The organism is Streptomyces sp. NPDC102360 (genome assembly GCF_044766085.1).
Lineage (GTDB): Bacteria > Actinomycetota > Actinomycetes > Streptomycetales > Streptomycetaceae > Streptomyces.
The window spans coordinates 507,721-533,314 of record NZ_JBIWLG010000004.1 but is presented as its reverse complement, the minus strand read 5'-3'; the positions used below and the strand labels follow the sequence as shown (position 1 = coordinate 533,314).

Genomic DNA, 25,594 nt, shown 5'->3' with positions numbered 1-25,594 from the left:
CGGGGTCGGAGCCGTGCCGCCCCCGTCTCCCGCCGGTGCCTCCTGTTCGCTGCCCCACCACTCGTCTCCTGCCGTTCCCTGCCAGCTTCCGGCGTCTCACCAAGAGTTCCCGCACGGGGGCGCGGGGGCGAGCAGGGGTGGGCCGTACGGGTGGGGAAAGTGACGTGCGCAACACGGGTGACCGGGCGGGAACACACATGACAAGAGGCCGGAATCTCAGTGAGATTCCGGCCTCTTGTCTTCAGTAGCGGGGACAGGATTTGAACCTGCGACCTCTGGGTTATGAGCCCAGCGAGCTACCGAGCTGCTCCACCCCGCGCCGTTGTGTTCACAACTCTACGCCATCAGGGGGAGTGAACGCGAATCGCTTCCCGTGACCGCTCACGCGGCGACCGGCGCGGCGGCGTGGGTGAGGGTCTCCCACGCCACGAACAGATCGTCCGTCCCCTCCGGCCGCTGCTTGTGGGTGAGCTTCTCGGTCTGCGGAAGGTCCATCTTCAGCCGCCCCTGAAGGTGCTGGAGGCCCACCTCCGTGTCGGGCCCCATGTCCCGCTGCACCTTCCCGCCGCACAGCCAGGACGGGGCCTTGGCGCCCAGCTGGTACTTGGAGTGCAGTTCGAGCGCGGCGGCGAGCCGCTCCTTCACCTCTCCGTACAGGTCGACGCCCTGGTGCCAGGCGGTCTCCGCCATGTGGGAGGTGGCGGCGAGGGAGTAGCTGGCGTGCTTGAAGTTGCGGCAGGTCTCCTGGGCGAGCCCGTCCTTGAAGGTCCTCTGCCCGAACCAGTACGTGCGCAGTTCCTTCGGGGTGTCGATGCCGCTGCCCTTCGGCTTCACCGGCAGCTTCCCGTCGGACGACAGATAGAAGTACGCGGGAACGCGGGCACGGAAGCGCCCGACGGCCTGGTCGAAGGCCTTCTGGTCGTTCAGGTACACGGCCATGCTCATCGTCGCGTCGGCCATCACCAGGTCCCAGTTGCCGTTGAAGTCGGCGGATCCGCCCCGCACTTCGGGCAGGTAGGCCTCGCGCAGCATCCGCTGGAACTTCAGCTCCTGCCCGTCCGGCCAGTCCTCGTACGTGTACTGCATCAGCTCGGCGGCCTTCGCCCAGGACGTGCCGGCCCAGGCGGCCTGCAGCCCCGCGTTGTCCGCGGTGTGCCCGGTGACCTTGTCCGACCAGGCGTCCATGATCTCGACGGCCTTGGCGGCGTGCTTCTTGTCGCGTGTGACGTTCCACAGCAGCGCCTGCGTGTATGCCGCGATGGCATCCTCCCGCTCCTCGACGCAGCCCTGCCCGGCCTCGGCGTCGAAGGGGCACTCCACGGTCGCGTACGGCTTGGCCTTGTAGTCGAGGTCGGCGTACTTGCTGTCGCGCATCTCCTTGTACGCGGAGATCCACGGCTCCTGTTTACGGGCCACGTGGTCGCGGACGGCGGCCAGTTGGCCCTTGCCGACCAGGACGCCCGGGTGCGCGAAGGTACCGCCGGAGGGCCGGTGTTCGGGGTGCGCGCCCACGTCGGAGTCGGTCCGCGTGGACCCGCCGCACGCGGTCGCGGCCACCATCAGCAGGGGGACGAGGCCCCCCAGAAGAACACGTCGCGCCCGTGCGCCCGCTGCCATGCAACACCTCCGGTCGGATCATTGGCAGCCTGACGCGTCCTCAGCTGCGGCGCAGTATCTGTTGCGCCGGTCGGGAACGGGTCCGGAGGATCCGGGGGTGGGCTTGCGTCAGTGCCGACGGGCCACGAAGCTGCGGCCGCCTGGCGCTGGCACCGGAGGTGCTGGGGCGGGCCGGGATCCGCCGGGCGTACGCGCTCACGGACGTGGAGGCCAGTGACTCCCTTGGCGAGAGAGCCTGGGCCCGGATGATGCCACACCGGAGTTCGATGCTACGGAGCTGTTTCGGGTCGGAGACCGGGCGCCCGGCGTAGAGGCCCTCGCAACGTCCGACCGCTGCCCCGTCCGCGAACTTCAGCACCTGCATGTCCCCGTCCATTCCGGCGTGGTCCTCTCGACTGGTAGGCATCACCTGGATATCGACTGTGCGCAACTGGGCGAGTTCCAGCAGGTGTTCGAGCTGTCGCCTCAACACCAATCTGCCGCCGATCGGCCGCCGTAGCGTCACCTCTTCCTGGATGAAACTGAGCTCGGGTGCGGGGTCGCGGCCGAAGACCGACTTGCGGGCCGCGCGCGCAGCAACGGCTTGTTCGATCCGCGTCGACGACAGCGCGGGGCGACGCTCAGGACCCGCCCCGACGCCCTCCCCAAGTGTCAACAGCTCGCCCCTGACGGGGAGTCCGGCCGTGGCCTGATCCTCGTAGCCGCACTGGCGGACTGTTGGGGAGTGGCCCAGGGCCGACAGCCGCTCAAGACGGTCTAGGCGGAACTGCCCGCCCGCTGAACTGCACCGTCGCCCCTCGGCCGTCGCCCCTCGGCCGTCGTCCAGAATCCCGTACGCCGGTGCCGTGGTCGATCACCAACAAAGGACGACGGGGAAAAGCACCCGAACCAAGCCCCACCCTGCCTCCCGGCAGCCGGCGGGCCCGCCACCCGGTCGGGTGAATACCACCAACTCAGCTTGCGCAGCGCCGGGTTGCGCCCCATACGCTCACGCCCAACAACACCAGACATGTGACGGCCCCCGCCGGGACGGCAATCCCATTGGCGAGGGCCTGACCACCTAGGAAGAAGAGAGCTTCCTGATGGACACCACCGAGGAAGAAAAGAGCTTCCTGATGGACACCCAGCACACTAGCGCGCCGCCGCGCGCCCAGTCCCCCGTTGGGGGCAACCCCCACCCGCAAGGGTCGGGCATCATCCACGAGAACAGCCGGATCGCCGCCCGCTTCACGGTCATCGGCAATCACCTCGCCCAGCACCGCAAGCTGTCCCTCACGGCGATCGGCCTCTCGGTCCACATCCAGTCGCTGCCGACGGGCGCCCGCGTCGACATCCGTACGCTCGCGGCCCTCTTCCCGGAGGGGACGACGCGCATCTCCGCCGCTCTCAGGGAACTTGAGGCCCACGGATACCTGCGCCGCGAACGCCGCCGCACGTCCGAGGGCCGGGTCAGCACCCGCACGATCTCCTGCAACCACCCGGGCACCCACCCGACCCCCGCGGCGGCTGACCCCGCCCCCAGCCGCCCGAAGCGCCCGCCAACACCCCTCCACGTACCGCACCCGTCGACATCGGCCCCCGTCCTCCTCGACCGGGCCACGACCCTGCTCACCACCCTGCACCGAGCGGACCCCCGCCTCCTCCTCTCGGCGAAGGACACCGCCCGCCTGGCACCGGGCGTCGCGGCCTGGCTCGAACGGGAAGCCCCCGCGGACGCCGTACGCCACGCCCTGACCAGCGACATCCCCGATACGCTCCGCCACCCGGCAGCCCTGCTGGCCCACCGCCTCACGGCCCTGTTGCCACCCCTGCCACCACTCCGCCCACCCCACACACCACCACCGCCCACACCCCACCCCCTCCACAACTGCGACGGCTGCGACCGGGCTTTCCGGGGCCGGGAGCCGGGCCTGTGCCGGACTTGCACGCCGGACCCCGTGGCGGCGGCGCGGCCATGAGTGGCCCGGCAGGTTCCTCCGCCTCTTGGGCCCCCTCCGGCTGGCCTGGCCGAGTACGTTTTCGGCGCGGCAGCCGCCGCGCGCACCGCGCCCAAGGCGTTCCTCGACGCCGTCGAAGACGAGGCGGCCACACGACGGTCCCCGGCGGCATGTTCACGTACCAGGTGGTCGTCCGTAGCGAACGCGTCTACATCGTCCAGATCACCCACCTCGGCTTCTGACGCACGCGCCGTCAGCTGACATCAGTACGCTTCTCAAGCCGCGTGCCACGCCGGAGCGTGACCGACATGAGGTCACTTGGACCGTCGACTGTGCTCCGAGCAAAGTTGCGGCGAAGCATGGGGTGCCCTTCCTCGCTTGCTCGGTTAGGTTCCGCGCGTCTGTGTCCCCGGTGGTCTGGAGAGGGCATGTCCACACTGGTTGAGGCGGTCGATGTTCGGCCGCGCGTCTACTATCGGACCATCCAGATCGGTCCGCTCCTCTTCGATGACCAGCCCGCAGGAGATGACATCGTTGAGATCCCCGGTGACGGACTGACGCTGAATTCCAGTGACAACGACTTCTATCCGCTGGTACGCCTGGAGCTCTGGGAGGGGCCGGCGCTGGATCCGCATGGAACCTGGGAATATCGGCGCACCTTCGCCGCACGGTTGATGGATGAGCTGAGCGTGGTCGACATCAACGGCAACGTCCGAGGGACCCTTGATGTCAACGCTGGGAGTCATCACATCCGCGTCTTGTGCCGCGGCCGGGACCACGGTGAAGCATTGCTCATTCTGCAGCCCTTCCCGCCTCAGGCTCCGCACGAGGACCCTCTTGAGTTCTGGTTGATCCAGGCGTGGCCTGCTGGCTGACCTCAGGAGAGTCAGTGCCGAAATCTGCTGCTCCGGAGCAGTCCGTCCGGCCTCCGTCCGCCCCATCCGCTCACGCATCGCTCACGCAATGGCTCGCGAACGAAGAAGCGCCCGGGTCGACCGAAGCCGACCCGGGCGCCGCCCGTACTACCCGTGGACCGTGTCCACGTACACCGGTAGACCCTGTGGGACTCGAACCCACAACCAATGGATTAAAAGTGTCCGCGATCTTGTGGTGGGTGGTCGCGGGCACTGATCCGTGATCCGGAAACACCAGGTCAGACGGCTAGGGCCGTGGGGCCGGGTCCGCCGCGTGACGGGCTGTGGGGGCACGTCCGCTCACGCATCGCTCACGCATGACAGGGCGTTGACCAGCACTATCGACGCCGTGAGGATCTGCTTGTCGAGGGCGCCGCCATGGCAGCGCCCTCGACACCTGGGCAGGGGCGGCGGCGCCCCCTCAGTACCGGGCCCGGTACTGATGCTTCAGCTGCCGGGGCAACGGGATTTGAACTCACAGCCCCTTCGTCCCGAAGCGACTTGGGAGGCTCGCTGTCTATCGGACGGCCCGGCTCTGCCCCACTTCCCAGCCACTCTTCGGCGTGGTTCGCGACTTGAGTAGGAGCGCTCATGTGGAACTCGAGCCGGCGGAGCAAGCTGAGCGCGTGAGAGTGCCTTCTGCACATCAGCAAGCTGCGGTCACGGTGGTTCTCGTCATCGCCGATGTGTCGGTCGTCGCTTGGTTGTTCTGGGGCTACGCGTGGACCGGATGGGCGGACACCTGGGACCAGAACAATGCACCGGTGGCACCGAGGGTTGCGTGGCGCGCGGTGTGGATCTTGGCGGGGGTGGCGCTGGTGACAGGTATTGGCCTGCTCGCTCTGGGATGGCGCACCGCAGGAGTCATCCAATTGTCCGTGCTGGACTTCTGCGGAACGCTGTTCGCTTACTGGGCTATCCGTGGGTAAGCAGTGGAGCTGTGGCGCGCACGTCAGCGAGGCGCCGCCCTGAGCCCTGACTCGGCCCACCAACCAACCCAAGCTCTTGTCCCGTCTGCCGTCGACCCACACCTCTGTGGAGCGGGCGTGGTTCATGGCGTCCAGGTGGAGCGCGCCACTGTACGAACGACCTGGACGCCATGGGCCGCGTCTGCTCGGCTCTGCCTGGGTCAACGGTGGACGGGATGGGAGCTCCCCACGCTCACCACGATTCGGCCGGCACTCGCGAACGGCGCCCCCTCCATCCCGGAGTCGGAGTGCCCCCGCCGGAGGCATCGTCTTTGACCGTGGCCGATGCCCTTCGGGTGCTCGCCGTATGGCCTCCGGCCCTTTCCACATGTGGGCGGGCGTCGGCGCAGCGCGGGCCGAAGGGGCATGAGCGCGGAGGACAGCGGAACCGGGAAGTGCGCCCGGCGGAGCGGAGCGCAGCCGGGGCTTGATGAAGTAGGGAAAGTTCTATCGCGCTGGCGTCAGCCGGTTGCCGTCATGGCTTCACACATGCGGGCCTGCCTCGTCGAGGGCGTCCAGGAGCCGGATCGCATAGGCCTCGGAATGGCCTTGGGCGTCGGCGGTCTGTGGTCCGCAGTTCCCCGTCCAACCTGGCACGGGTCTGGCACGGATCCCCGAGGGCATCGAGCTGTCACATCTAACGTACGGACATGGACTGGCTCATATACCTCGCTATTGCCATCCCCTTCGTGGCGCTGGGGACAGCCATCGTCCGGGACTTTCGCGGGCTCCGGAGCAGCCACTACCAGCCGCAGTTGGGGCCACCATCCGAGGCGGCAGAGCAACGCTACGGAGGGGTCTTCCGGCTGGTCGGCTGGATCTTCATTGCGGTGTCGCTGTACCCGTTCGCCGCCGAGACGGTCCGGCTGGCCGGTTGGGGCTTCGTCCCGCTGTCGCTGCGACTGCTCGTCGCCGAGATAGTCCGACTCTTCCTGTAGGCATCTGAGCCACCTTGAAAACCGTCGCGGCGAGAGTCACCGTGGGTTCAAATCCCACACCCACCGCGCAGGTTGAAGGCTCCTGACCGGCAGGATCGGTCGGGGGTCTTCCTCGTTCCTCCTCGCTGTGAGCGACCGTAGTTCCCCGTGATTCCCCGCCTGATCGGGCACGGAAGGGGCACGCTCTTTACGTGCATGGGCATGGGCCGGCGGAGGGGTTGCATACTGGCGTCATGCTCTCGCCGCAGCGGTTTCGAGACGCCCGGCACACGAAATACCACTTCATCGATCATGTGCTCGTGCGTTGTCCGAAGTGCACTGGGATTGCACACGTTGCCCCGGTCGCGTCTGCGGCTGAGGGCGCGATTCCTTCGGTGTTTGCGCGCCGCCGTCTCGTCTGCAGGGCATGCGGCCTGTCGCGAGACGCTGCCGGGGGAGGGTTCCGCCTCTTCCGGGGGCGAGGCGAAGCGACAGACCCCCACTTCGGTCTGCCGTTGTGGTTGCAGGCAGAGACGCGACACGGCTGGCTGTGGGCTTACAACCCGGAGCATCTGGAGCTGATCCGCCAGTTCGTACAGGCGCCGTTGCGTGAACGAGCCCCGTGGGATGCGGAAGTAAAAAAGATGACGCTCGTCGCGCGGCTACCAACCTGGATCAAGAGTGCGAAGAACAGAGATGAGGTTCTGCGCGCCATCGGCCGGATCCGGTCATCCCTCGTCTGACCATCTCAACCACGGACCTACCCCAGCTCCCATCCCGTCTGCCGTTGACCCACACTCTGTGGAGCGGGCGTGGTTCATGGCGTCCAGGTGGAGCGCCCAACTGGACGAACGACCTGGACGCCAGAGGCATTCACGGCGTGGTTGCCAGGCTCACGGCCAGCGCACCGATCACGGCGCTCGACACCAGTGTGGTGATGAACCGCCCCCGTGAGCCGGTCAGCGCCCTGCCCAGTACGGCTCCACCCGTGGCCAGGAGCAGTTGCCAGCTCGCGGAGGCGGCGATGACGGCCGCGACGAACGCAGTGCGGGCCGACCCGTTGACGTCTCCGCCCGCAGGTCCGGCCAGTACGAGGGCCGAGAAGTAGATGATGGTCCAGGGGTTGAGCAGGGTCAGGCCGAGGAAGCCGAGATAGGCCCGCGTCGGCCGGCCCAGGGCGGACGGGACCGCGGCGTCCGGAGTACTACCCCGTTCCCGTACCGCCCTCAGCGCTGTACGGGCCGCCAACCCCAGCAGGACCGTGGCGGCAACCCAGCGCAGCGGGCCCGTGACGGGCTGGATGGTCCTGGAGAGTGCTGCCCCGCCGAGCACGGCGAGCACCGCATAGAGACCGTCGGCTGTGGCCACACCGAGTGCCGCTAAGACGCCCACCCGCAGGGAGGTTCGGGCAGTGAGGCTTACGAGGAGGACGGCGAGCGCGCCGACGGGCACAGCGAGGGCATATCCGGCCCACAGCCCCGGCAGGAACGCATCGGTGAAGAGTTCGGAGACGACCATGCAGGAAGTCTCCGGGGCTACAAGCGTACGTGTCTATCGAATGTTTCCACCTATAACCATGCGGCTTGACCGAATGATTGGATGGCCACATGATCGATCCCCGGCTCCAGACCCTGCGGGTCCTGCACAAGCAGGGCACGGTCATCGCAACCGCTCGCGCGCTGCACCTCTCCCCGTCCACCGTCTCCCAGCAACTGCGTCAACTCGCCGTCCAGGTGGGCGTCGAACTACTGGAACCGGACGGGCGGCGGGTCCGCCTCACGCCCGCCGCGCAAGCCCTGATCCGGCACGCCGATGCGTTGTTCGCACGCTGGGAACAGGCAAGCGCCGAGCTGGCGACCTACGGGGCAGACGAAGCGGGGCGGCTGCGGATAACCGGAGCGGCTACGGCCATCGCGGCAGTGATAGCGCCCGCCGCCCGGCGCCTCCTGGACGAGCATCCGCGGACCACAGTGGAGATCAGCGAGGATCACGCCGAGAACCGGTACGACCTGCTGCTCACCGAGCGTGCCGACATCGCGGTGGTGATCCCCGCTCCCGGCGGCCCGGCGCAGGACGATGCACGCTTCACCCAACTCCCCCTACTTGAGGAGCCCCTGGATGTACTCGTGCCAATCGGACATCGCCTCGCGGAACGCTCGGACGGCATCCACCTGGCGGAGGCCGCAGAGGAGACCTGGGTCAGGGCAGGGGACCCCCTCGATCAGGAGCAATTGCTCACGGCAGCCGGCGCAGCGGCCGGGTTCGTCCCGCGGACCGCGCACGCCGCAGTGGACTGGTACGCGGTAGCCGCACTGGTCGCACACGGCTTCGGGATCGCACTGGTACCGCGCCTGGCACCGGTTCCACAGCAGCCTGAGCTGGCGCGGGTGCCGCTGCGCGGCGCCGCTGCGCCGGTGCGGCGGTTCGTCGCCTGCGTGCGGCGCGGCAGCGAGGAACACCCCGTGATTGCCCGCGGACTGGCTGCGCTGCGTGTAGTCGCCGCCACTGATCAGGACCGACAGGCGAGCATCAACTCTTGTCAGGGCTAGTGAGATTGAACTCGTGGAGTCGTAGCTGCTGACAAGCCTTGATCCTCGCAATACGCCGTTTCTATGAGGTACGCACAGGGCGATGGGCTGACGGACGAGCGGCGGGCATTCGAGGGATCTACGGGTCAGCGTCCGGTCGGTGCAGCGATGGCGTCTGGCGTGGGCCAAGGGCGGCCCGCGAGCTTTGCGCTTGACGGGTTCGGCGTCGCCTCCGCGTCTGAGTGAGGACCAATTCGGCCTGCTGGAGGCGGAGTTGGGCAAGGGGACGATGGCGCACGGGTGGCCAGATCAGCCGTGGGCGTCGACCAGGGTCAAGACCGTGATCGGGCGACGCTTCCACCAGAGCTACACCATCCAGGGCGTACGCAAGTTGCTGATCCGGCACGGCTTCTCCTGCCGGATCCCGGCCAGCCGCGCCCTGGAGCGCGACGACGAGGCCATCACCGGCTGGGTGAAGGAGACCTGGACACAGGTGGAAGCACCGCGGCGGCGCTCGGCAGGCGGTCGCGGGCACGATGCCGCCGGTAGCTAGCGCCGAAAGCGTGCAGGAAGTCAGCCTCGTCGAGGATGCGCTCGATCGGGTGCGGCTGTGGTGCGGCTCCCCTCCGGAACGAGACCTCCCCAGCTCGCATCCCGCCCGCTGTCACTCGGCGGCTGTTCGGAGCCATCCCCCTCGACCGGCAGGTTCAACAGAATCGTACGGTGGCGTGTGCTTGCCCATTGATCCTGAACAGAGGAGCACCGTGTCAATCCCGTCCGCTGCAGGGCCTGTTGTTCTCCACCACCGTGCACATGGCCAGGGGGAGGGAGTGGTGATGGTCCATGGGGTGGCCGGCTCCCTCGCTACGAGCTGGGGCAGTCTGCCGGAACACCTTGCCGAGCATCATCACGTCATTACCGTCGATAACCCCGGCTCAGGTCTCAGCCCCCTGCCCGACAGTCCGCTCAACCTGGACAGCCTCGCTGACGACATCGCCATGACGGCCGAGAACGCCGGTCTTGAACGCTATTGCGTCGTGGGCTACTCGATGGGCAGCGCGATCGCAGTGCGGCACGCCATCCGTCACCCAGAGCGCACCGCCACACTGGCACTGGTCACCGGGTTCGCCAAGCCGGACGACCGGCTGCGTCTGGCGTTGCGTAATTGGCGCGACCTGATGGACGGGGATCCGCAGGTACTCGGCCGCTACCTCATGCATCTCTCTAGCGGACCGGCCGGCTTGGCTCAGCTGGATGGTGACGATATCGATCGGATTGCAAAAGAAGTCGGTGTTGGGCTCCAGCCGGGCACCCGACAGCACATCGACCTTGCTCTGGGAATCGACGTGCGTACCGACCTTCCGAACCTCGACGTGCCCACTCTCGTCATTTCCGCATCCCAGGACATACTCGTCGCGCCCAGCCACTCGGACGAACTGGCCGAAGGAATCCAGGAAAGCCGTCTCGTCCACGTACAGGCCGGCCATGACGCACCCTCCGAACAACCAGCAGCCATCGCCGCCCACATCCGTGCCCTCATCAACGGGGGCTCCTGAACCAGTTCGATGAGCGTCGGGGGAAGGCCTTGTGGGAGGGCGATGCCGTCCCGTATGTGATGGGGGACCGGGCCGCTCTGGCGAAGATGGCAAAGCGAGCAGTTGCATGACGCGGAACTGAACGGCTGCGAGACGAGGGACTGCGCACCAGTCCACCCACGAAGCGAACGCAGCCCTACCCCTGTAGCCCCAGGGGGACTCGAACCCACCGCCAATGGAATGGAAGTGTCCGCGATCTTGTGGTGGGTAGTCGCGGACACTGATCCGTTGTCCGGAAATAGCAGGTCAGACAGCTAGTGCTGGATAGCTGGGACCACTGCATGACGGGCCGTGGGGCTACGTCCGCTCACGCATGGAGTCCTCTACCTCGCCCCACTCGCCGCCGGGTGGCACGGGGTCCGATCACTCGAGGTGACCGCATCCCTGGTCGTCGCCAGGAACGCGATCAAATCCTCGGCATCTGGCAGATCGGGCGGGAAGGCTGGCTCACCCGTCAGTCAGATTCCAATCGCGGGTGCCCCTATTGCAGGATCGGAAGTGAACGACCGGCAGCCCCAGGCCGGAGCCCAGACACCTCAAGGCGCTCGCGAAAGACTGCCGGCCTCACCCAGCCAAAAGGGCCGGACCGTCATGGTAGAGCCGACAACCGAGGGCGAGACGCTGTCCGAGATCGCCGGCCGGTACGACCACGCGTGCAACACGATTCTGACCTTCATGCGGCTCGGGCCGTCGCCCGCGAAGAGATCGGACTGCCACATCCGGCCAAAACACAGGCCGGGCTCGTCGCGTCACGGGAACGTCACATCCCCCCTAAAGATCTCCTTCGTCCCAGATGATGCAGCTTCAACAGCTCATCCCAGGGGGGATAATGCACACCAGACGGGCCATTGGCCTGCTCTCAGCAGGGTTACTCATCACCACCTGCGCCGCCTGCAGCAGCACCAGCAGTCACGGCAGCGTCAGCAAGCCGGTCAAGTCTTCAAGCCGCTCCGACCAGACACCCGCCGGCAAGGCCAAGGCCGACGCCCCACTCAAGCTCGGCAGCGGAACCCACTGGCGCGACACCAACAACGACGGCGGCAAGGTCAGCGGCACCACGACCGCGCTCAGCTACATGCAACCCGCCGAAGTCGATCTGCCCAATGACGCTGCCGACTTCAAGAACCCCGTGTGGGCAGTCCTCGAAGTCAAAGCCTGCGCCGACACCAACAGCGCAACCTTCGGGGTATCCCAGGAACCATGGGCCCTCGGCTTCCCTGACGACACCCGCCTGCAAGCCCCGATCCTCTCGGGCTCCGGGGTCCCGAAGCCCGAGTACGCCAGTGACGGCGAGCTCATCAAGGCCGGCACCTGCCTCCGAGGAAAGATCACCTTCTCGATAGAGAAGGGCACCAGGCCCGACACAATCGTCTACAGCCCCGAGGGCAGAGACCCCATCGAGTGGTCCATCCCCAAGGCGTAGCGAGGACGGCGCCCGTGGCCTCAGACCCTCGCAACGGGCGCCCCTACCGTCGCCGCACCACCACCATCCGAAGCCAGAGCAACCCCGGCTGGATCTGCGAGCACAACATCGACCGCAACCTCGACCCCGCCAACACCTGCAGCGCACACCGCCGATGCAACCCCGCACGCCGTAACCACATGCCCGGCACACGGTCACAAAGAGCCTCACGCCGGTGGTAGTTGCGACGGCCACCCACTCTGACAACGAGCACACTGCGCATATGGCCCACTGCAACGACGACCATGCGTCGGTACTGGCCGACGGCACCGCATACGACGTGCACGCACGGCTCACGAGCCACACCACCCGGATCACTGCCCGGGCGTTCAACGACACCACCACAGAGGACGGCCTTACAGATTGGTACGGCACCATCGACATCACTGACGACACGGCAGTCTGGGCGATCAGCCAGGCCGACGAGCCAAAGCTGAGGCTGGCTAACGGCGAAGAACGCACCTTCTTCGTGGCCGACTCCACCCCGGACGGAACAGGGCTCAGCATCCGTGGCAACGGCAGCGTGCCCTTCGGAGACTGAGCAACAATTCAGCCACGGGCTAGAGGCTATGCAGCGGGCTCGACGTCATCTTCTGCGGTTCGGTGAAGAGCGTGAAAGCCGCCAGAGGCTATGCCCTCCTGTTCTCCGCCCTCGTCACTTCCAACCGTCGAGGGATACCTCCGGACCGCCCTCAAGTAACGATGCAGCGCGCTCGCGGTGGTATCAACGAACTCCTCAGGGATGGCATCGGCGTCGACCCACCGCACCTGCACATGCTTGCCAGGTTCGCGGTTTTCGGGCTCGCCGGACCATTCATGGGCAGCGAAGACGACGGTGAGGTACCCGTTCAGGTCCTCAACTCCCCACCCTCCGTGGATGATGTGGGCGACCTTCAGCCCCTCCGGCTTCACGACCAGGCCGGTCTCCTCGTACAGCTCCCGCACCGCGGTCTGCGTGATCGGCTCGCCGGGCTCACTCTTGCCGACCGGCAAGTCCCACATGCCCTGGGCCGACTTGGCGTTCTCGCTGTGCTGCAGCAGCACGACGCGGTTGGTTTCCTTGTCATGGACGATGACGCCGGCGACCATCAGAGTCATGGATTCGAGAGCGGGCTTGAGCTGGCCCCCCGATCCCGCAAGAAGGAGACGGTCACGGAATCAAATCCCGTCACACTCTGAGGAGAAGCACCGCAAGATTGCTGTCGTGGAAAACGAAAGCAATCCATCCATCACGCTCATCACGATGGACCGCGCGGCGTCGTGCACCATCTTCACCCGCTCGGATGGGAAGGAGGCCCGGTTTCCTCTGGATCCCTCCCCGTTCGAGGGCACGAGCGTCATAGCCAGACTGGATTTCAGCCCGGCTTTAGCAGCCCTCCTCGCTACCACCCTGAGCGGCGATCAGGTTCTCTTCGAAATGCCCTTGGAGGGGGTCACTGATCAGCTGGCAGAACGACTCGTCGTGTACCTCGACCAGAATCAGTGGAGCCTGCTGAGCAACGCTGTCCACGGCGCGCCGAAGAGCAGCGAGCCAGATCGAGCCGCTGCCCGAAGGCTCAGAGAGTGGGTGGACCAACGCCGGATCGTCCTGCCCGCTTCTGCCGGCCACTACTACGAGACCGGCAAACGGTTCAGCACCGACAAGCGCTACGACCTCGGGTTGACGGTTCTGCAGTACAGCCGGGGCTGGCAGATGCGTGATCCGTTGCAGGTCAGACGAAACGAGCTTCACGATGTCTTCTGCCACCGACTAGATCGGCCCGGCAGCGTACGCAACGCCCCGGTCTTCACCCTCGCCCCGGATGCTCTCTACTCCCCTACCCGCTGGGTTGGTGCTGAGTTGCCGTCGACGTTCCCGAACCACTTTGTTTTCAAACCCAATGCGCTGCTCGCTGCTTCCGTCTCCATCGATGCCATGCTCGACACTCAGAGGGTCGAGGAGGGACCGGACACCGGTTGGACTGCGGAAAGCCAGCGGTTCAGTGACTGGCTGGATGAGCTGGATCAAGACTCACAGCAGAAGCGCAGGGCCATCGACATCCATCTCGTGAAGGACCTGCAGCAGGACCTGGCCGAGGAGGCAGCTGCGGCAGATGTAACAGAAGAACTGTTCCGGCGGTGGGGCTTCAGGGGATGGGTGCGGGCCATTGGCGAGTCTCCGGCTGTCGGCCTCTTCCGGGAGATGCTTCACAGTCGGCACCTCAACAAGGGCACGACGTGGCGTCCTAATGACCTGACGGACATGATCTACCTGTCCTGCGCGGCCGGATACGCAGACGTCGTCGTCTGCGAGAAGCACATGCGCGATCCGTTGCAGCACGGCTTGAAGCGCATGGGACGTTCGGCGCCGGTCTACCGTCGGCTTACTGACGCCGTAGCGGCCATCGAAGAAGCCCTGGAAGCATCATCCGTCCCTGCCGACCCAGCGCAGTAGTAGCGCTGGATGCTGCTCCATCTCGCGGCGTCCGCTCACGCATCAGCTCGGCAACGGCTAAGCGCCCCTTCGACCAAAACCAGAAGGTGCGCTTAGTACCAGGTCAGAGGGGCTTTCCTGCCCCCTCTCCTCGTAGGCCCTGTGGGAGGCGACCTGCAACCAGGGGACCCGTTACGACGCGCTGCTGCAGCCTCACCTACGGCCCGCCGCCGTCGACCAAGCCGTCATCGAGCACTTCATACGGCCCGCCGCCGAACTCGAGCCTCGTCGTCGCTACACCGCCCGCGAGATAGAGCAGGCGACCGGCATCACGGCCGCGACGATCCGCACCGACTGCTCCAAGGACCGTTGGCTGGCGCCTGACGACACGACAGGGCGCGCACCGCTGGTACGGCGAGACCGTCATGACGGCCGTCACGCCCGCCGGAGCTACGGGCGCTCTTGAACTCGGCGTTGGTATGCGACGCCCTCAGCGAAGTGATCGGGCACATCCGTCTGGCGGCAGGACGGCCTATACGTCTCCCCCAACCGGCTTGGAAATCCGTAATGGAGAAGGCGTTCCCCGCGCTGTACCATCGACCTGACACTTAAAGTTGCCTGCCGACCGTAGGTAGCAGCAAAGATAAGTGTCGGAGGGCCCTCCCTGGCTCCATCCAGGTCAGGCCCTCCGCGCAGTAGTTCACGAGCCCGGCCGCGCTTCAGAAGGCCGGGCTCGCTGCGTGAGCGGCTCCGGTCCCGCCGGGTTCATGTGTGGACCTCGCTACCGCACGAGGTACTGGCCCACGAGGGCGGCAATCCCCAGCAGCAGCCCCGCGACATCGATCCCTATCTGCCACCACTCCGGGCGGGTCCAGGGCCTGCGCAGCTTCTGCTCGTTCTCGTCGTCCACCTGTGCTCCTCCAGCTCTTCCGACGGTGCCCTGACGGGCGGAACAACCCGCCACTTCCGGCGAACAGATCCATCACCGGGTGACGGGACCTGAGGGGAAGAACTGGTGGAACACGAATCATCATACGGGCGCCACACGGCCCCAATGCAGCATGCGGCTACTCCAACTAGCCGTAGCCACACGGCCGTTGATGCCGCACTTCTGTTCGAATTGCAACTCGCCTTACTGGAAAGTGAGTTATGTGATCATTCCGCTTGTGCCTTGAGTGTGAAGGTTCTGCTTGCCTGCATCCGTCCGCCCGGCATGGCTGAACCGCGTTCGTCTTCTGGTGCCCCTGCATCCCTTCAGGACACCACTCCTGGCCGCGCGGCGGCCTCCTTCGGGAGACCCATTCCATCGGTTCAGTGTCCGCATATCCGAGACACTGAACTCACTTATGCATGTGTGTAGTTAGATGCCCCCCAAGCACACACAACGCGCGCGATCCACGTGACGCAGCTTGCGTAGCCACCCGCCCCATGCCGCATTGGTCGCTAAGCGCGGCGTGCCTAGACACCACAGACACCTGCGCTGAGGGATGCGCTGGGAGAGCTCGTCCCGGCGTAGACGTATGCGGGCACAGTCGTCCGACTGGCTCCCTCGCTCAAGCTGTCCCTTCGACCAGCTCAGGCCGCCACTGTGGGATGTCACCATCGAACTTCCCGGCCCGTACGTCCTTCAGCGCCGCCGCGTACCCGATCTCGAGGGCCTGGTCGATCAACTGATGCAGTTCCGTGGGGATGTGCAGAAGCTCAGGACCGGCACCCGAACAGAGGTCTGCTGCGGCATTTTCCGCCCGGCGGGCGAAACTGCTGGAGACCGTCTCCTCATGCAGGATCGAGATGGCCTGGGCTGCACCCTCGAACTCTTCCTGTGAGCACAAAGTCATGCCACTCAGTATCTGCGGTTCGGTGAAGAGCGTGAAGACCGCCAAGGGCCGGACCAACCTGTGTCGACTCAGTCACTTCCAACCGTCGAGAGAAACCTCCGGGCCACTCTCCAGGTAGCGGTGCAACGCGCTGTCGGTCGTGTCGACGAACTCCTCAGGGATTGCATCGGCGTCGACCCACCGCACCTGTGCATGCTTCCGAGGCTCCCGGTTCTCCGGCTCACCTGACCACTCGTGCGCCGCAAACACGACGGTCAAGAATCCGTTCGGTGCCTCAACTCCCCACGCCCCGTGGATGATGTGGGCGACCTTCAGCGCCTCTGGCTTCACGACCAGGCCGGTCTCCTCATACAGCTCCCGCACCGCGGTCTGCGTGATCGGCTCCCCTGGCTCGCTCTTGCCGACGGGGAGGTCCCACATTCCCTGGGCGAACTTGGCGTTCTCGCTGCGTTGCAGCAGGACGACGCGGTTGGTGGCCTTGTCGTGGACGATGACGCCGGCGACCAGCAGGGTCATGGATTCAAGTGCGGGCTTGAGTGCTTTGGGCTGATCGTCGGTGGTCGGTTGAGCCACTGTGCGTCCCTTCATCGGCCGGTTGCTGGGCATGTTAGGCGAGTGCTTCGCGTGCGCGGTGGGCGAGTTCGGCGGCTCCAGGCACTTTGCGTCGCTGGTAGATCGCGAGGGTGGAGCGCAGCGACGTGATCGCCTTTCGAGTGCGGTCGGAGGTCATGCCCTCCATCAGCGTCAGGGCCTGAAACCAGGCGGCAACGGCCTCGTCGGCGCGGGCCTGGGCGGCGAGGCTGTCGCCGAGGTCGGCGTAGGTGAGGGCGTGGACGCGTTTGTACTGGACTGGATCCCAGCGGGTGAGTGCGGCTCGGTGCTGGACTTCCGTGCCGGGGTGGTCGGCGAGGTCGGTGAGGGTGCGGGCGGTGTGGCTGGCGACGGTGCCGGCGGCCGGGCCGCTGACGCGGGAGTAGCTGGGCTGCGGTCCGTCCTCGCGGAGGAGCGCGTCCTCGGCGGCGAGCAGGGCGCGGGCGGCGGCGGGCTTCTCGCCGGTGGCGGCGTACGCGCGGGCGTGGGTGATGTGGAGGAGGGCTTCGGTCTGGCCGTCGACGTGGCCGAGTCCGCGGGTGAGGGCGCCTTCGACGAGGTCGACGCAGTGGTGGGGTTGTTTGAGGCTGAGGGCCTGGTGGGCGAGGGCGCGCATCATCCAGGCGGCGTGGCCGTTCTGGTCCGCTTCGCAGGCGAGTTGGTAGCCGACCTGGTAGTAGCGCTGGGCGGCGCCCTCCTGGCCGAGGTCGTGGTGTTTCCAGCCGGCCAGGTAGGCGAGTTCGGCGACCGCGCCGAAGGCTGCCTGGCGTAGGGCTTCGTTCGGGAAGCGGGCGCGGAGCATGGGGGCGGCGGTGTCGGCGAGGTAGGCGGTGACGGTGGTCAGGCCGTGGCCGCCGCCGAGACGCTCATCGGCCGAGCTGAACGCGGTGGTGATCTGCCGTACGACCTCGACGTCCTCGGACCCGACCAGGACTCTTCCGACTCGGGCGCGGAGCATGCGGGACGTCGCCTCGTGGTCGTAGGCGAGCGGCATCGCGACCCCGGCGGTGGTGAAGGCAGCGATCCCCAGGAAGCGTCGTCGGTCGACGTCTGCGCGGCCCAACTCCGTAGCGGCGAGGACCGGGTCAGCGTCATCGGCCGGCGTCTCCGTCGGGCCGCGCAGGCCGATCTCGGAGAGCGTGACGGTCCGTGCGAGACGCCGAGAGAGCGCCTCGGCCAGGTACTGGCCCATCCGGCCGCTCGGCTCACGTGCACCGTTGACCCAGTGGGAGATCGCGGACTTGTTGGTCTGCAGGATCTCGCCGTTCTCGGCGGCGATCCGGCGCACGTCCTTCGCGAGGGCGTCGTAGGTGCACCGGCTGGTGGAGATCACGTCTCGTAGAGGCGAGTTGGGCTGGTTGGGCGCTGGCACGACCTCCCCCGATCAGGAGCTGTAAACCGCGTATACCGCTTCCACTGCCCTTCACCGTACCCACTGAGCGTGACGAGAGGTTCACTAATCATCAGCCACCCGGAACGGTTCCAGGTTCCGACCACCATCCAGGCTCCCCTCCTGGTCCGGGCGGTCCCAAGTTCCGTACGCCTGCTCCGGGTTCGGGCATTCCTGTGCCCGAACCCGGCCGAAGAAGAGACGGAGACACGGTGACCACCATCGACACCACCGCCATCACGGCCGTACTGCCCGAGGCGTTCGACGAGCGCTGGAGCCGCCTGCCCGGCATCCAGGTCGACGGCCGGCGCATCACCATCGACCCGGCCGAGTACTTCTTCCGCTTCGAGTCCAGCACCTGGCTCGTCGCCGACTGGGAGCTGGTCAAGGACAAGCTCCTGCACGTGGAGGAGACAACCGAGAGCGCGGTCGAACAGCTCGCCCTCGACTTCATCAGGGAGCACGCCCGCTCCACCCTGGACGCGGCACGCGTGCTGGCCACCGCGTACGAGGTGTACGCGTACCTGTTCCGCGAGGAGCACCTCGCCTCGCTCGGCCTGCCGCAGATCACCGCCGAGCACCTGCGGATGCTGCGCGAGGCGGCCACGCTGATGGCCCTGAACAAGGTCGAGCTCGACGGGCACATCTCCAACGTCGGCCCCTGCTGGTTCTTCCCCGCCGCCACCTCTGTCGTCTTCGACCTGGACGACGCCATGGGCGGCCTGCTCGACGAGGTCTACCACGGCGGCTGGTTCAACGAGCACCGCCGCATCGAGTCCATCAAGGCCCACGCCGCCCTCGGCGGACGCCTGGTCCACGGCTGCCAGTCCGTGCCGGACCAGTCCGGCGGCGTCGTCGCGCCCTACGGTGCCTCGATGGCCAACTTCCGCGGTGACCTTGCTCAGTTCAAGGCCGGATGGATGGAACAGGTCTACGCCCACCGCGTGACCGACCGCCCGGCCGCCTAGCCCCTCCGACAGGCTCCGGGGCGGGACGCGCTGCTGCTCCCGCCCCGGACGCCTCACCCCGTACAGGAACTACAGGAGCACTTCCCATGGACGAGTCCCTCACCGCCGACCTCCTCCACAACCTGTGCACCGCCACAGGCCGCCCGACCCCCGCCCGCGAGGAGGTGAGGGTGTGGTCGATGTCCGGTGTCGAACGCGCCACCTTCCCCGACCGCACCACCGCGATCTTCAAGTACGCCAAGCGCCCCTTCGACAGCGAGGACCAGGCCCTGCGCCTCGCACACACCCTCGGCATCCCCGTGCCCAAGGTGTACGTCTCCGCGGTGCGCGAAGGCCGGCTCGGCATGCTCCTCGAAGACCTCGGAACGGCGTTCCGGGAAGCCGACGACCTCGACGGCGCCTCGGCAGCGGTGGTCGTACACAGCGCCCGTACCGCCCCACCGCTCGCGCTTCTCGACGAAGAAGGGCTGCGCGCCCTCCCCGTCCGCGCCCTCGACCACCTCCGCGCCCTGCGCAAGGCCGACCGCTGGGCGGCTGAGGACACCGACGACATCGAGCAGGCCCTCGAACTCCTTGCCCGAGCCGCCCCGCACCGAGCCAGCGGTGCCACCCTCGCCCCGTTCGGCTGGGTGCACTCCGAGTTCCATCCCACCAGCCTGCACATCGGCCGCGGCAGCACCTGGCGCCTCCTCGACTTCGCCCGCGCCTTCACCGGCCCCGGCCTGCTCGACCTGGCCAGCTGGCACGGCACGATCGAGGACCCTGACCCGGCCCGTCTGCGCGCCTTCATGGAGCGATACGTCGCCGCGGGCGGCACCCCCGACGCCCTCGCCCCACGCGGCGAACTCCCCGCCGAGCAATGGGCCCTGGGATGGCAGCGCATCTGGAGCGTGGAGTGGTTCATGGAGCAGGCGGCGCGCTGGATCAACGACCCGGCCACCGACCCCGCGTACACCAAGGTCGTACGCCGCCACCTCACCGACGTCCTCCGCCTCCTGGAGGTCTAGATGCCCGCGGCACCAGCGCCCTCCCCGTGGCACGCGCACGCCCTGCAACGCACAGTGGCCGCATCCGCCGAGCCCCTGCCCGTCCCCGCCCGGATGGAATGGACCACCCGCCCGGGCCTCGGCCCCGGCGCGGAGATCCTCGGCCACGACCTCGCCCACCGCCGCGTCCTCGAACTCGGCTGCGGCCCCGGACACAACGCCGCCCACCTCGCCACCCGCCGCGGTGCCCGCGTCACCGGCGTCGACCTCGTCGGCCTCCAGATCCGCCGGGCCCGCGCCCACTACGGCCGCCTCTCCGGCCTCACCTTCGCCGCCGGCCACGCCCTCCACTACCTCCAGGCGTCCGACGAACAATTCGACGCCATCTACTCGGTCTTCGGCGCGATCGGCCTCGTTCCCCCGAACCTGCTCCTGCCGGCGATCACCGCACACCTCAAACCCGGCCGCACCCTCGCCTTCTCCGTCCCCCACCCCCAACGCGGCGGCCGACGCACCACCACCGACGACCGCCCCCGCCGCGACCACGTCACCCTCCCCGACCGCACCCGACTCCCCCTGGTGCGCTGGGAATTCGACGCCAAACGCTGGGAACTGCACCTCATCCGAGCCGGCCTCCGGATCACCTCCGCGCACGACTTCCACGACGGCCGCCACGGGCCCTGGCCCACCACCCTGCTGATCACCGCGCACAAGCTCTGACACCGCCCCCCACGAGCCGGAGGAACCAATGTGCCCGCCCTACCTCCTCATCGACATAGATGGGGTCCTCATCCCCTTCCCTGACGACGACCACGGCTCAACCCCCGCGACACACCTCCGCCACGACGTCGTCCCCACTGGCCGAAGTGCCGACAACCCAGTGACCGTCTGGCTCAACCCAGCTCACGGGGCCCTCCTCATGGACGTGATCCGCTCCGGCCTGACGACTCCGACCTGGTGCACCAGCTGGCGTCAGGACGCAGCCACTCTCATCGGACCGCTCCTCGGCCTGCCACCGCTGCCGTACATCGACCTCCCCCGGCCGGACATCACCACCAGCCACCCCAACGGCTACCTCTGGAAACGCGACCACGTCGACACCCTGCTCGGCGGCTCCTCAGCCGCATGGATCGACGACGACTTCACCGCACTCGACCACGAGTGGGCTGCCCAGCGCACTGCGGCAGGCGCGCCCACCTTGCTCGTGCAGCCCGGCGCCCACACCGGCCTGTTCCCCGAGCACCTCCTGACGGTGGTCACCTGGGCCGCGAGCCTCACGCAACAACCGCCAACGGCAGCAGCGGCATAGCAGGCAGGCCCCCTCGACGGCGGGCCCCGCCAACAACCAGATCAGCTGCACCCTCCGCGTACGTACACATTAATCAAGGCGCCGCGCACTTCTTTCGAACTGCAGCGTGTGTAAAAGTTCTTGAGGACTCTCCGTTTCGCCGCATCTTCCTGCTCCTCAGAGCGAATATCTGGGGTTTCCGGGTCCTCAAGCGTAACAATTCGGCGCGATGAGATGACTCGCTCTTGTACCTGCCCGGCAGCCACCTCTGCACCGTAGAGGGTATGAGAACCACTCGGACTTTGAGCGAGCGCCAAGTCCTTCAAATGGCCATACGCGTTCGGCGTCACTGCCGTCCACACGCGTCGACGGCCTGGGATGTACAGGATGCCATCGCCCGATCGGCTGACCTTTTCCACGACTTTCGTGACTGCCGATGCGTTGTCCACACGACTTTCTGGGCGACGCAAAGAAAGAGACTGCGGGATAAGAGCGAGCAGGCATAGCATGATAGCGAGAATCAGCCTGGTTCTCTGAGGTCCTGCGCAAAATTCCCACGCGCGCGTCAATAAGGCAGCACCCGCCAGAGAGAAACCGGCCATGCCATACAGGACGTAGCGGTCTACATACATCGGCTGATAGATACCAGCCATTAGTAGAAGTCCCGCTGGGACAGCCATCAAGCTTGCACTCAGCGAGTACAAACGGGTGGCGCGGGGCCCCGGGTCAGAGATTGTTCGAAGTTTGTGGATTGCCCACGTGCCAATCACGAAAATGATGAGACTGGCAGGCTCGGGCCACCCAATCCAGCCCACCTGCTCCGATTGCTGGAAACTGATAAAAGCTACGGGCACCACCGCGGCGAGGATAGGCAGTGAGATGAGTGTCCAGATGCGGAGAGTATCCCTACGGGTGCAACCACTCTCGCTCAAAAGTATCGATACCCCGTGCGCCGCTACGGCCAGGATTGCGAACTCATGGAGATTTACAGCGAAAACACCGAGTAGGCAATAGGTAACTTGTGACAGGCGTCCACTACATAACTCGGCACTAGTGAACACGTAGGTCATCCAAATTACCAGCGCACTTACGAGGGCATACGAACGTCCCTCCTGGGCGTACTGCTGAACCAGAGGGAGGAGCCCATATATCAGACCTGCAACGCACCCAAAAAGAGGCGTAGCCAGCCTACGCCCGAGGGCGACCACGCCCACAACTGCCGCCACCGTAGCGATGACCGATGGAACTCTTAACGCATAAACATTCGCACCGAATACGCCGAATACGAGGTGCATAAGAAAGTAGTACAGCCCATGCACCGCGTCGGAGTTGAGTATTGTGTCCCACAGTGAGCTCGGGGCCCGCTGCGCCATATTGAAGGTCACGGCTTCATCGCGCCAAATGGAGCCGTCGCGCGTAATCCGGAAGAGCCCGAAAAGCAGCGTCATAGCGACCGGCAAAGCCCAGCAAAGCGAATTCCTCACCCGGGAATGCTTGATTACGACTGGGCGGCCGACCATTGGTCGCGACGACAACAAGTGACTGGGAATGACTAGCACCTCGCGATCTAGTTCACACCATAAAAAACAGATTGTCGACCAACCTGGCACCTTTGTACAGCCAATCCGAAGTATTGCGTTTTTCGCCAGATGACCCAATAGCGCGATGGTCGCCAACTCAACTCCGCGAAGCAGGCCAACGATGCGGTGGCCACTGTCCGCAAGGCGGGACGCCGCGCGAACTGCTACGCCGAACATCACCTGCCCCACAAACCCGCAGCCGGGCGAGGCAGCGCCGATACCATCGCGCTCGCCGGCATGAACGTCCTCGTCCTGAGCGAACACACGGCCCGCCAGGACAAGGAGCGCGCGGAGTGGGGACCGGCCTGGCAGAACACGGGCAAGGTCTTCACCCAGGAAGACGGCTCCTGGCTGCACCCCGAGACGCTCTCCGCGTCCTTCCGCCGGATCCTCGCCACCACGGACCTGCCGCCCATCACCCTCCGGGACCTACGGCACGTGGCCGCGACGCTCACGCACGGCGGAGGCGGCGACATCCACACGGGCCTGCTGCCGGAACTCGACCGGGAGATCGCGGAGAAGGCGGCGGGCCTGATCCCCCGCGCCTCCCGTGTGCCGAAATCTGCTGCTCCGGAGCAGTCCGTCCGGGCGCCGGCCGACCCATCCGCTCACACATCGCTCACGCAATGGCTCGCGAACGAAGAAGCGCCCGAGCCGACCGAAGCCGACCCGGGCGCCGCCCGTACTACCCGTGGACCGTGTCCACGTACACCGGTAGACCCTGTGGGACTCGAACCCACAACCAATGGATTAAAAGTCCACTGCTCTGCCAATTGAGCTAAGGGTCCACACGCCGACCTGAGCCGACGCACCCCCGAGCATAGCCCGCCGAGACCGGGAGGCCGATCGGGTATCGGCATCCCGGGTTCCGCGCGCCGGACGGAGCGTCAGCGCAGGAACCAGTGCCGGGCCGATACCGCCCACCACGTGCCCGCGAATCCGAGGACCACGAGGACGGCGATCGGCGCGTAGTTGAAGGTCTCCCAGGTGACCGGGGAGACCTGCGGCAGCATGAACAGGATCGTGATGACGACGACCCAGGCCACCGCCACCACACCGATCACCGTCGACCAGCGGCCCAGATGCCACGGCCCCCGCTCGAACGCGTCGCCCTTGCGCAGCCGCAGGAACGTCGGGATGACGTACGCGATGTAGAGGCCGATGACGGCGATCGAGGTCACGGCCGCGTACGCGGTGACGTTGATCAGGTAGGGCAGGCCGAGGACCAGGGCGCTCGCCGCCGCGAGCCAGACCGCCGCGACCGGGGTGCGGGTGCGCGGGCTCACCGTGTGCCACACGCGGGAGAAGGGGAGCGCTCCGTCGCGCGAGAAGGCGTAGATCATGCGGGAGTTGGCCGTGACCGAGGCCATGCCGCAGAACAGCTGGGCACCGATCACCACCAGGAGCAGGAGCTTTCCGCTCGTCGCGCCCAGGGCGTCGAGCAGGATCTGGGCCGGCGGCGCCCCCGTGGGCGAGTTCAGCGCACCCTCGTACGACTGGATCGCGAAGGTGAAGCCGAGCAGGAGGACGAAGCCGGCGATCCAGGACGTCCAGATCGAGCGGACGATGCCCTTCGGGCCCGCCGTCGACGCGTCGTGCGTCTCCTCCGTCATGTGCGCCGACGCGTCGTAGCCGGTGAAGGTGTACTGCGCCATCAGCAGGCCGATCAGGACGACGTAGACGCTGCTGCCCCAGCCCGTGTTGTTCACGAACTCGCCGAAGACGAAGGACGCCGACTGGTGGCTGTCCGGCGCGAAGGCGAGCGCGCCGACGATCAGCGCGACACCCAGCACGTGCCACCACACGCTGACGCTGTTGAGGAACGCGACGATGCGTACGCCGAAGGTGTTGAGGAGTCCGTGGAGGACCAGGATCCCGGCGAAGAGGAGGATCGTGCGGCCCGGTGTCACCTCGAAGTCGAACTGGAGGTTCAAGTACGCCCCGAGGAAGGAAGCCGCGCCGAAGTCGATGCCGGCGGTCACGGCCACCTGACCAAGGACGTTGAACCAGCCGGTGAACCACGCCCACGCCGCCGCGCTGCGCTCCGGTGCGAGCCGGTGCGCCCAGAAGTACAGCCCCGCCGACGTCGGATACGCCGAGCAGATCTCGGCCATCGCCAGTCCCACGAAGAGGGTCATCAGGCCGACGGCGACCCAGCCCCAGGTGATGAGCACGGGGCCGCCCGTGTTCATGCCGAAGAGGTAGAGGGTGAGGCAGCCGGAGAGGACCGAGATGATCGTGAAGGAGACGGCGTAGTTCGAGAAGCCCGACATGCGGCGGGCGAGGACCTGCGTGTAGCCGAGTTGGGCGAGGCGCTCCTCGTCGGAGCCCGCCGCGACGGCTGACCGTTTCGCGTCAGTGGGTCTGCTGGCGTCACTTGTCATGCCACCAGCGTTTCCCGCACCGGGCACCCCGCATGCGGCCGATCAGGTCCCAACTCGCGTACGGGGGATGCCTGTTGCGCTCCGTACGAGAAAAGAGCCGTGGGGGCCCCCCCCCCCGGGGGGGGGGGGGGGGCGCCGGCCCCCGCGCCCCCCCCGCCGGGGCGGCCGCCCGGGGGGGGGGGGGGCGGGCGGGGGCGCGCCCCCCCCCCCGCCCGCGC

23 protein-coding genes, 2 tRNA genes and 4 pseudogenes are annotated in these 25,594 nt (G+C 66.8%); 17 read left to right on the top strand and 12 right to left on the bottom strand.

Annotated features, from left to right (window positions below; translation table 11 throughout):
- Positions 1-245: 245 nt before the first annotated feature.
- Positions 246-319: transfer RNA gene (locus ACIRHA_RS20830), tRNA-Met, on the bottom strand.
- A gap of 62 nt (positions 320-381) precedes the next feature.
- Positions 382-1,617: an alginate lyase family protein gene (locus tag ACIRHA_RS20825; RefSeq protein WP_403847612.1), complete on the bottom strand. Its 1,236-nt coding sequence runs from the start codon at positions 1,615-1,617 to the stop codon at positions 382-384.
- Between the two features lie 131 nt (positions 1,618-1,748).
- On the opposite strand from ACIRHA_RS20825, the pseudogene ACIRHA_RS20820 reads away from it, so the two are divergent.
- Positions 1,749-1,826, top strand: a pseudogene (locus ACIRHA_RS20820) (transferase); the annotation flags it as partial.
- On the opposite strand, the pseudogene ACIRHA_RS20815 reads toward ACIRHA_RS20820, so the two are convergent.
- Positions 1,826-2,236, bottom strand: a pseudogene (locus tag ACIRHA_RS20815) (DUF5753 domain-containing protein); the annotation flags it as partial. The pseudogenes ACIRHA_RS20820 and ACIRHA_RS20815 sit on opposite strands and share 1 nt — an antisense overlap.
- A 496-nt stretch (positions 2,237-2,732) precedes the next feature.
- Between ACIRHA_RS20815 and ACIRHA_RS20810 the strand changes: the two are divergent.
- The 5 genes from ACIRHA_RS20810 to ACIRHA_RS20790 all read left to right on the top strand — a co-directional run bounded on the left by ACIRHA_RS20810 (position 2,733) and on the right by ACIRHA_RS20790 (position 7,096).
- Complete coding sequence (locus ACIRHA_RS20810; protein WP_403847714.1) at positions 2,733-3,575, top strand: helix-turn-helix domain-containing protein; 843 nt, start codon at positions 2,733-2,735, stop codon at positions 3,573-3,575.
- Between the two features lie 407 nt (positions 3,576-3,982).
- Positions 3,983-4,429 (top strand): hypothetical protein, encoded by a 447-nt coding sequence (locus ACIRHA_RS20805; protein ID WP_403847609.1) that lies wholly within the window; start codon positions 3,983-3,985, stop codon positions 4,427-4,429.
- A gap of 632 nt (positions 4,430-5,061) precedes the next feature.
- Positions 5,062-5,397, top strand: a complete 336-nt coding sequence (locus ACIRHA_RS20800) for a hypothetical protein (RefSeq protein WP_403847606.1) — start codon at positions 5,062-5,064, stop codon at positions 5,395-5,397.
- Between the two features lie 689 nt (positions 5,398-6,086).
- On the top strand, positions 6,087-6,374 hold the full coding sequence (locus ACIRHA_RS20795; RefSeq protein WP_403847603.1) for a hypothetical protein: 288 nt from the start codon (positions 6,087-6,089) through the stop codon (positions 6,372-6,374).
- 233 nt (positions 6,375-6,607) lie between these two features.
- A complete protein-coding gene (locus tag ACIRHA_RS20790) occupies positions 6,608-7,096 on the top strand; it encodes a hypothetical protein (protein WP_403847600.1) in 489 nt (162 codons plus the stop codon).
- 130 nt (positions 7,097-7,226) lie between these two features.
- Here ACIRHA_RS20790 and ACIRHA_RS20785 read toward each other — a convergent pair whose 3' ends face one another.
- The gene (locus ACIRHA_RS20785) at positions 7,227-7,871 is read right to left on the bottom strand and encodes a LysE family transporter (RefSeq protein WP_403847597.1); all 645 of its coding nucleotides are present in this window, start codon (positions 7,869-7,871) and stop codon (positions 7,227-7,229) included.
- 89 nt (positions 7,872-7,960) lie between these two features.
- On the opposite strand from ACIRHA_RS20785, the gene ACIRHA_RS20780 reads away from it, so the two are divergent.
- The 5 genes from ACIRHA_RS20780 to ACIRHA_RS20760 all read left to right on the top strand — a co-directional run bounded on the left by ACIRHA_RS20780 (position 7,961) and on the right by ACIRHA_RS20760 (position 12,479).
- On the top strand, positions 7,961-8,902 hold the full coding sequence (locus tag ACIRHA_RS20780) for a LysR family transcriptional regulator (RefSeq protein ID WP_403847594.1): 942 nt from the start codon (positions 7,961-7,963) through the stop codon (positions 8,900-8,902).
- A 319-nt stretch (positions 8,903-9,221) separates the two neighbouring features.
- Positions 9,222-9,434, top strand: a complete 213-nt coding sequence (locus tag ACIRHA_RS20775) for a winged helix-turn-helix domain-containing protein (RefSeq protein ID WP_403847591.1) — start codon at positions 9,222-9,224, stop codon at positions 9,432-9,434.
- A 175-nt stretch (positions 9,435-9,609) separates the two neighbouring features.
- Positions 9,610-10,437: an alpha/beta fold hydrolase gene (locus tag ACIRHA_RS20770; RefSeq protein ID WP_403847712.1), complete on the top strand. Its 828-nt coding sequence runs from the start codon at positions 9,610-9,612 to the stop codon at positions 10,435-10,437.
- 868 nt (positions 10,438-11,305) lie between these two features.
- Complete coding sequence (locus ACIRHA_RS20765) at positions 11,306-11,899, top strand: hypothetical protein (RefSeq protein ID WP_403847587.1); 594 nt, start codon at positions 11,306-11,308, stop codon at positions 11,897-11,899.
- Between the two features lie 262 nt (positions 11,900-12,161).
- Entirely contained in the window at positions 12,162-12,479 is a 318-nt protein-coding gene (locus ACIRHA_RS20760; RefSeq protein ID WP_403847584.1) for a hypothetical protein, read from the top strand.
- 114 nt (positions 12,480-12,593) lie between these two features.
- Here ACIRHA_RS20760 and ACIRHA_RS20755 read toward each other — a convergent pair.
- Positions 12,594-13,036, bottom strand: a pseudogene (locus ACIRHA_RS20755) (NUDIX domain-containing protein).
- Positions 13,037-13,142: 106 nt separating this feature from the next.
- Here ACIRHA_RS20755 and ACIRHA_RS20750 point away from each other — a divergent pair.
- The gene (locus ACIRHA_RS20750; protein WP_403847582.1) at positions 13,143-14,372 is read left to right on the top strand and encodes a hypothetical protein; all 1,230 of its coding nucleotides are present in this window, start codon (positions 13,143-13,145) and stop codon (positions 14,370-14,372) included.
- Between the two features lie 760 nt (positions 14,373-15,132).
- Here the strand turns inward: ACIRHA_RS20750 and ACIRHA_RS20745 are convergent.
- The 4 genes from ACIRHA_RS20745 to ACIRHA_RS20730 all read right to left on the bottom strand — a co-directional run bounded on the left by ACIRHA_RS20745 (position 15,133) and on the right by ACIRHA_RS20730 (position 18,152).
- Positions 15,133-15,261 carry a hypothetical protein gene (locus tag ACIRHA_RS20745; protein ID WP_403847579.1) on the bottom strand — a complete coding sequence of 43 codons (129 nt, stop codon included), beginning with the start codon at positions 15,259-15,261 and terminating at the stop codon, positions 15,133-15,135.
- Positions 15,262-15,904: 643 nt separating this feature from the next.
- A complete protein-coding gene (locus ACIRHA_RS20740) occupies positions 15,905-16,234 on the bottom strand; it encodes a hypothetical protein (RefSeq protein WP_403847576.1) in 330 nt (109 codons plus the stop codon).
- A gap of 27 nt (positions 16,235-16,261) precedes the next feature.
- On the bottom strand, positions 16,262-16,795 hold the full coding sequence (locus ACIRHA_RS20735; protein ID WP_403847573.1) for an NUDIX domain-containing protein: 534 nt from the start codon (positions 16,793-16,795) through the stop codon (positions 16,262-16,264).
- Position 16,796: 1 nt separating this feature from the next.
- Positions 16,797-18,152: a tetratricopeptide repeat protein gene (locus ACIRHA_RS20730; protein ID WP_403847570.1), complete on the bottom strand. Its 1,356-nt coding sequence runs from the start codon at positions 18,150-18,152 to the stop codon at positions 16,797-16,799.
- Between the two features lie 230 nt (positions 18,153-18,382).
- On the opposite strand from ACIRHA_RS20730, the gene ACIRHA_RS20725 reads away from it, so the two are divergent.
- The 4 genes from ACIRHA_RS20725 to ACIRHA_RS20710 all read left to right on the top strand — a co-directional run bounded on the left by ACIRHA_RS20725 (position 18,383) and on the right by ACIRHA_RS20710 (position 21,433).
- Positions 18,383-19,138, top strand: coding sequence for a hypothetical protein (locus ACIRHA_RS20725; protein WP_403847567.1), 756 nt, complete (start codon positions 18,383-18,385; stop codon positions 19,136-19,138).
- Between the two features lie 86 nt (positions 19,139-19,224).
- Entirely contained in the window at positions 19,225-20,145 is a 921-nt protein-coding gene (locus ACIRHA_RS20720; protein ID WP_403847564.1) for an aminoglycoside phosphotransferase family protein, read from the top strand.
- Positions 20,146-20,844: a class I SAM-dependent methyltransferase gene (locus ACIRHA_RS20715; protein WP_403847561.1), complete on the top strand. Its 699-nt coding sequence runs from the start codon at positions 20,146-20,148 to the stop codon at positions 20,842-20,844.
- Between the two features lie 28 nt (positions 20,845-20,872).
- Complete coding sequence (locus tag ACIRHA_RS20710; protein ID WP_403847558.1) at positions 20,873-21,433, top strand: hypothetical protein; 561 nt, start codon at positions 20,873-20,875, stop codon at positions 21,431-21,433.
- Between the two features lie 41 nt (positions 21,434-21,474).
- Here ACIRHA_RS20710 and ACIRHA_RS20705 read toward each other — a convergent pair whose 3' ends face one another.
- Positions 21,475-23,256 (bottom strand): hypothetical protein, encoded by a 1,782-nt coding sequence (locus ACIRHA_RS20705; protein ID WP_403847556.1) that lies wholly within the window; start codon positions 23,254-23,256, stop codon positions 21,475-21,477.
- Here ACIRHA_RS20705 and ACIRHA_RS20700 point away from each other — a divergent pair.
- Positions 23,200-23,559, top strand: a pseudogene (locus ACIRHA_RS20700) (site-specific integrase); the annotation flags it as partial. The gene ACIRHA_RS20705 and the pseudogene ACIRHA_RS20700 sit on opposite strands and share 57 nt — an antisense overlap.
- A gap of 148 nt (positions 23,560-23,707) precedes the next feature.
- Here the strand turns inward: ACIRHA_RS20700 and ACIRHA_RS20695 are convergent.
- Together ACIRHA_RS20695 and ACIRHA_RS20690 are read right to left on the bottom strand one after the other, a co-directional pair.
- Positions 23,708-23,780: transfer RNA gene (locus ACIRHA_RS20695), tRNA-Lys, on the bottom strand.
- Between the two features lie 99 nt (positions 23,781-23,879).
- Complete coding sequence (locus tag ACIRHA_RS20690) at positions 23,880-25,376, bottom strand: amino acid permease (RefSeq protein WP_403847553.1); 1,497 nt, start codon at positions 25,374-25,376, stop codon at positions 23,880-23,882.
- Positions 25,377-25,594 lie beyond the last annotated feature (218 nt).

Coding starts and splice junctions, on each gene's coding strand:
- ACIRHA_RS20780 (WP_403847594.1), top strand. CDS start 7,961: ATGATCGATCCCCGGCTCCAGACCCTGCGGGTCCTGCACAAGCAGGGC.
- ACIRHA_RS20805 (WP_403847609.1), top strand. CDS start 3,983: ATGTCCACACTGGTTGAGGCGGTCGATGTTCGGCCGCGCGTCTACTAT.
- ACIRHA_RS20795 (WP_403847603.1), top strand. CDS start 6,087: ATGGACTGGCTCATATACCTCGCTATTGCCATCCCCTTCGTGGCGCTG.
- ACIRHA_RS20735 (WP_403847573.1), bottom strand. CDS start 16,795: ATGCCCAGCAACCGGCCGATGAAGGGACGCACAGTGGCTCAACCGACC.
- ACIRHA_RS20720 (WP_403847564.1), top strand. CDS start 19,225: ATGGACGAGTCCCTCACCGCCGACCTCCTCCACAACCTGTGCACCGCC.
- ACIRHA_RS20785 (WP_403847597.1), bottom strand. CDS start 7,871: ATGGTCGTCTCCGAACTCTTCACCGATGCGTTCCTGCCGGGGCTGTGG.
- ACIRHA_RS20760 (WP_403847584.1), top strand. CDS start 12,162: ATGGCCCACTGCAACGACGACCATGCGTCGGTACTGGCCGACGGCACC.
- ACIRHA_RS20810 (WP_403847714.1), top strand. CDS start 2,733: ATGGACACCCAGCACACTAGCGCGCCGCCGCGCGCCCAGTCCCCCGTT.
- ACIRHA_RS20710 (WP_403847558.1), top strand. CDS start 20,873: ATGTGCCCGCCCTACCTCCTCATCGACATAGATGGGGTCCTCATCCCC.
- ACIRHA_RS20825 (WP_403847612.1), bottom strand. CDS start 1,617: ATGGCAGCGGGCGCACGGGCGCGACGTGTTCTTCTGGGGGGCCTCGTC.
- ACIRHA_RS20765 (WP_403847587.1), top strand. CDS start 11,306: ATGCACACCAGACGGGCCATTGGCCTGCTCTCAGCAGGGTTACTCATC.
- ACIRHA_RS20715 (WP_403847561.1), top strand. CDS start 20,146: ATGCCCGCGGCACCAGCGCCCTCCCCGTGGCACGCGCACGCCCTGCAA.
- ACIRHA_RS20790 (WP_403847600.1), top strand. CDS start 6,608: ATGCTCTCGCCGCAGCGGTTTCGAGACGCCCGGCACACGAAATACCAC.
- ACIRHA_RS20690 (WP_403847553.1), bottom strand. CDS start 25,376: ATGACAAGTGACGCCAGCAGACCCACTGACGCGAAACGGTCAGCCGTC.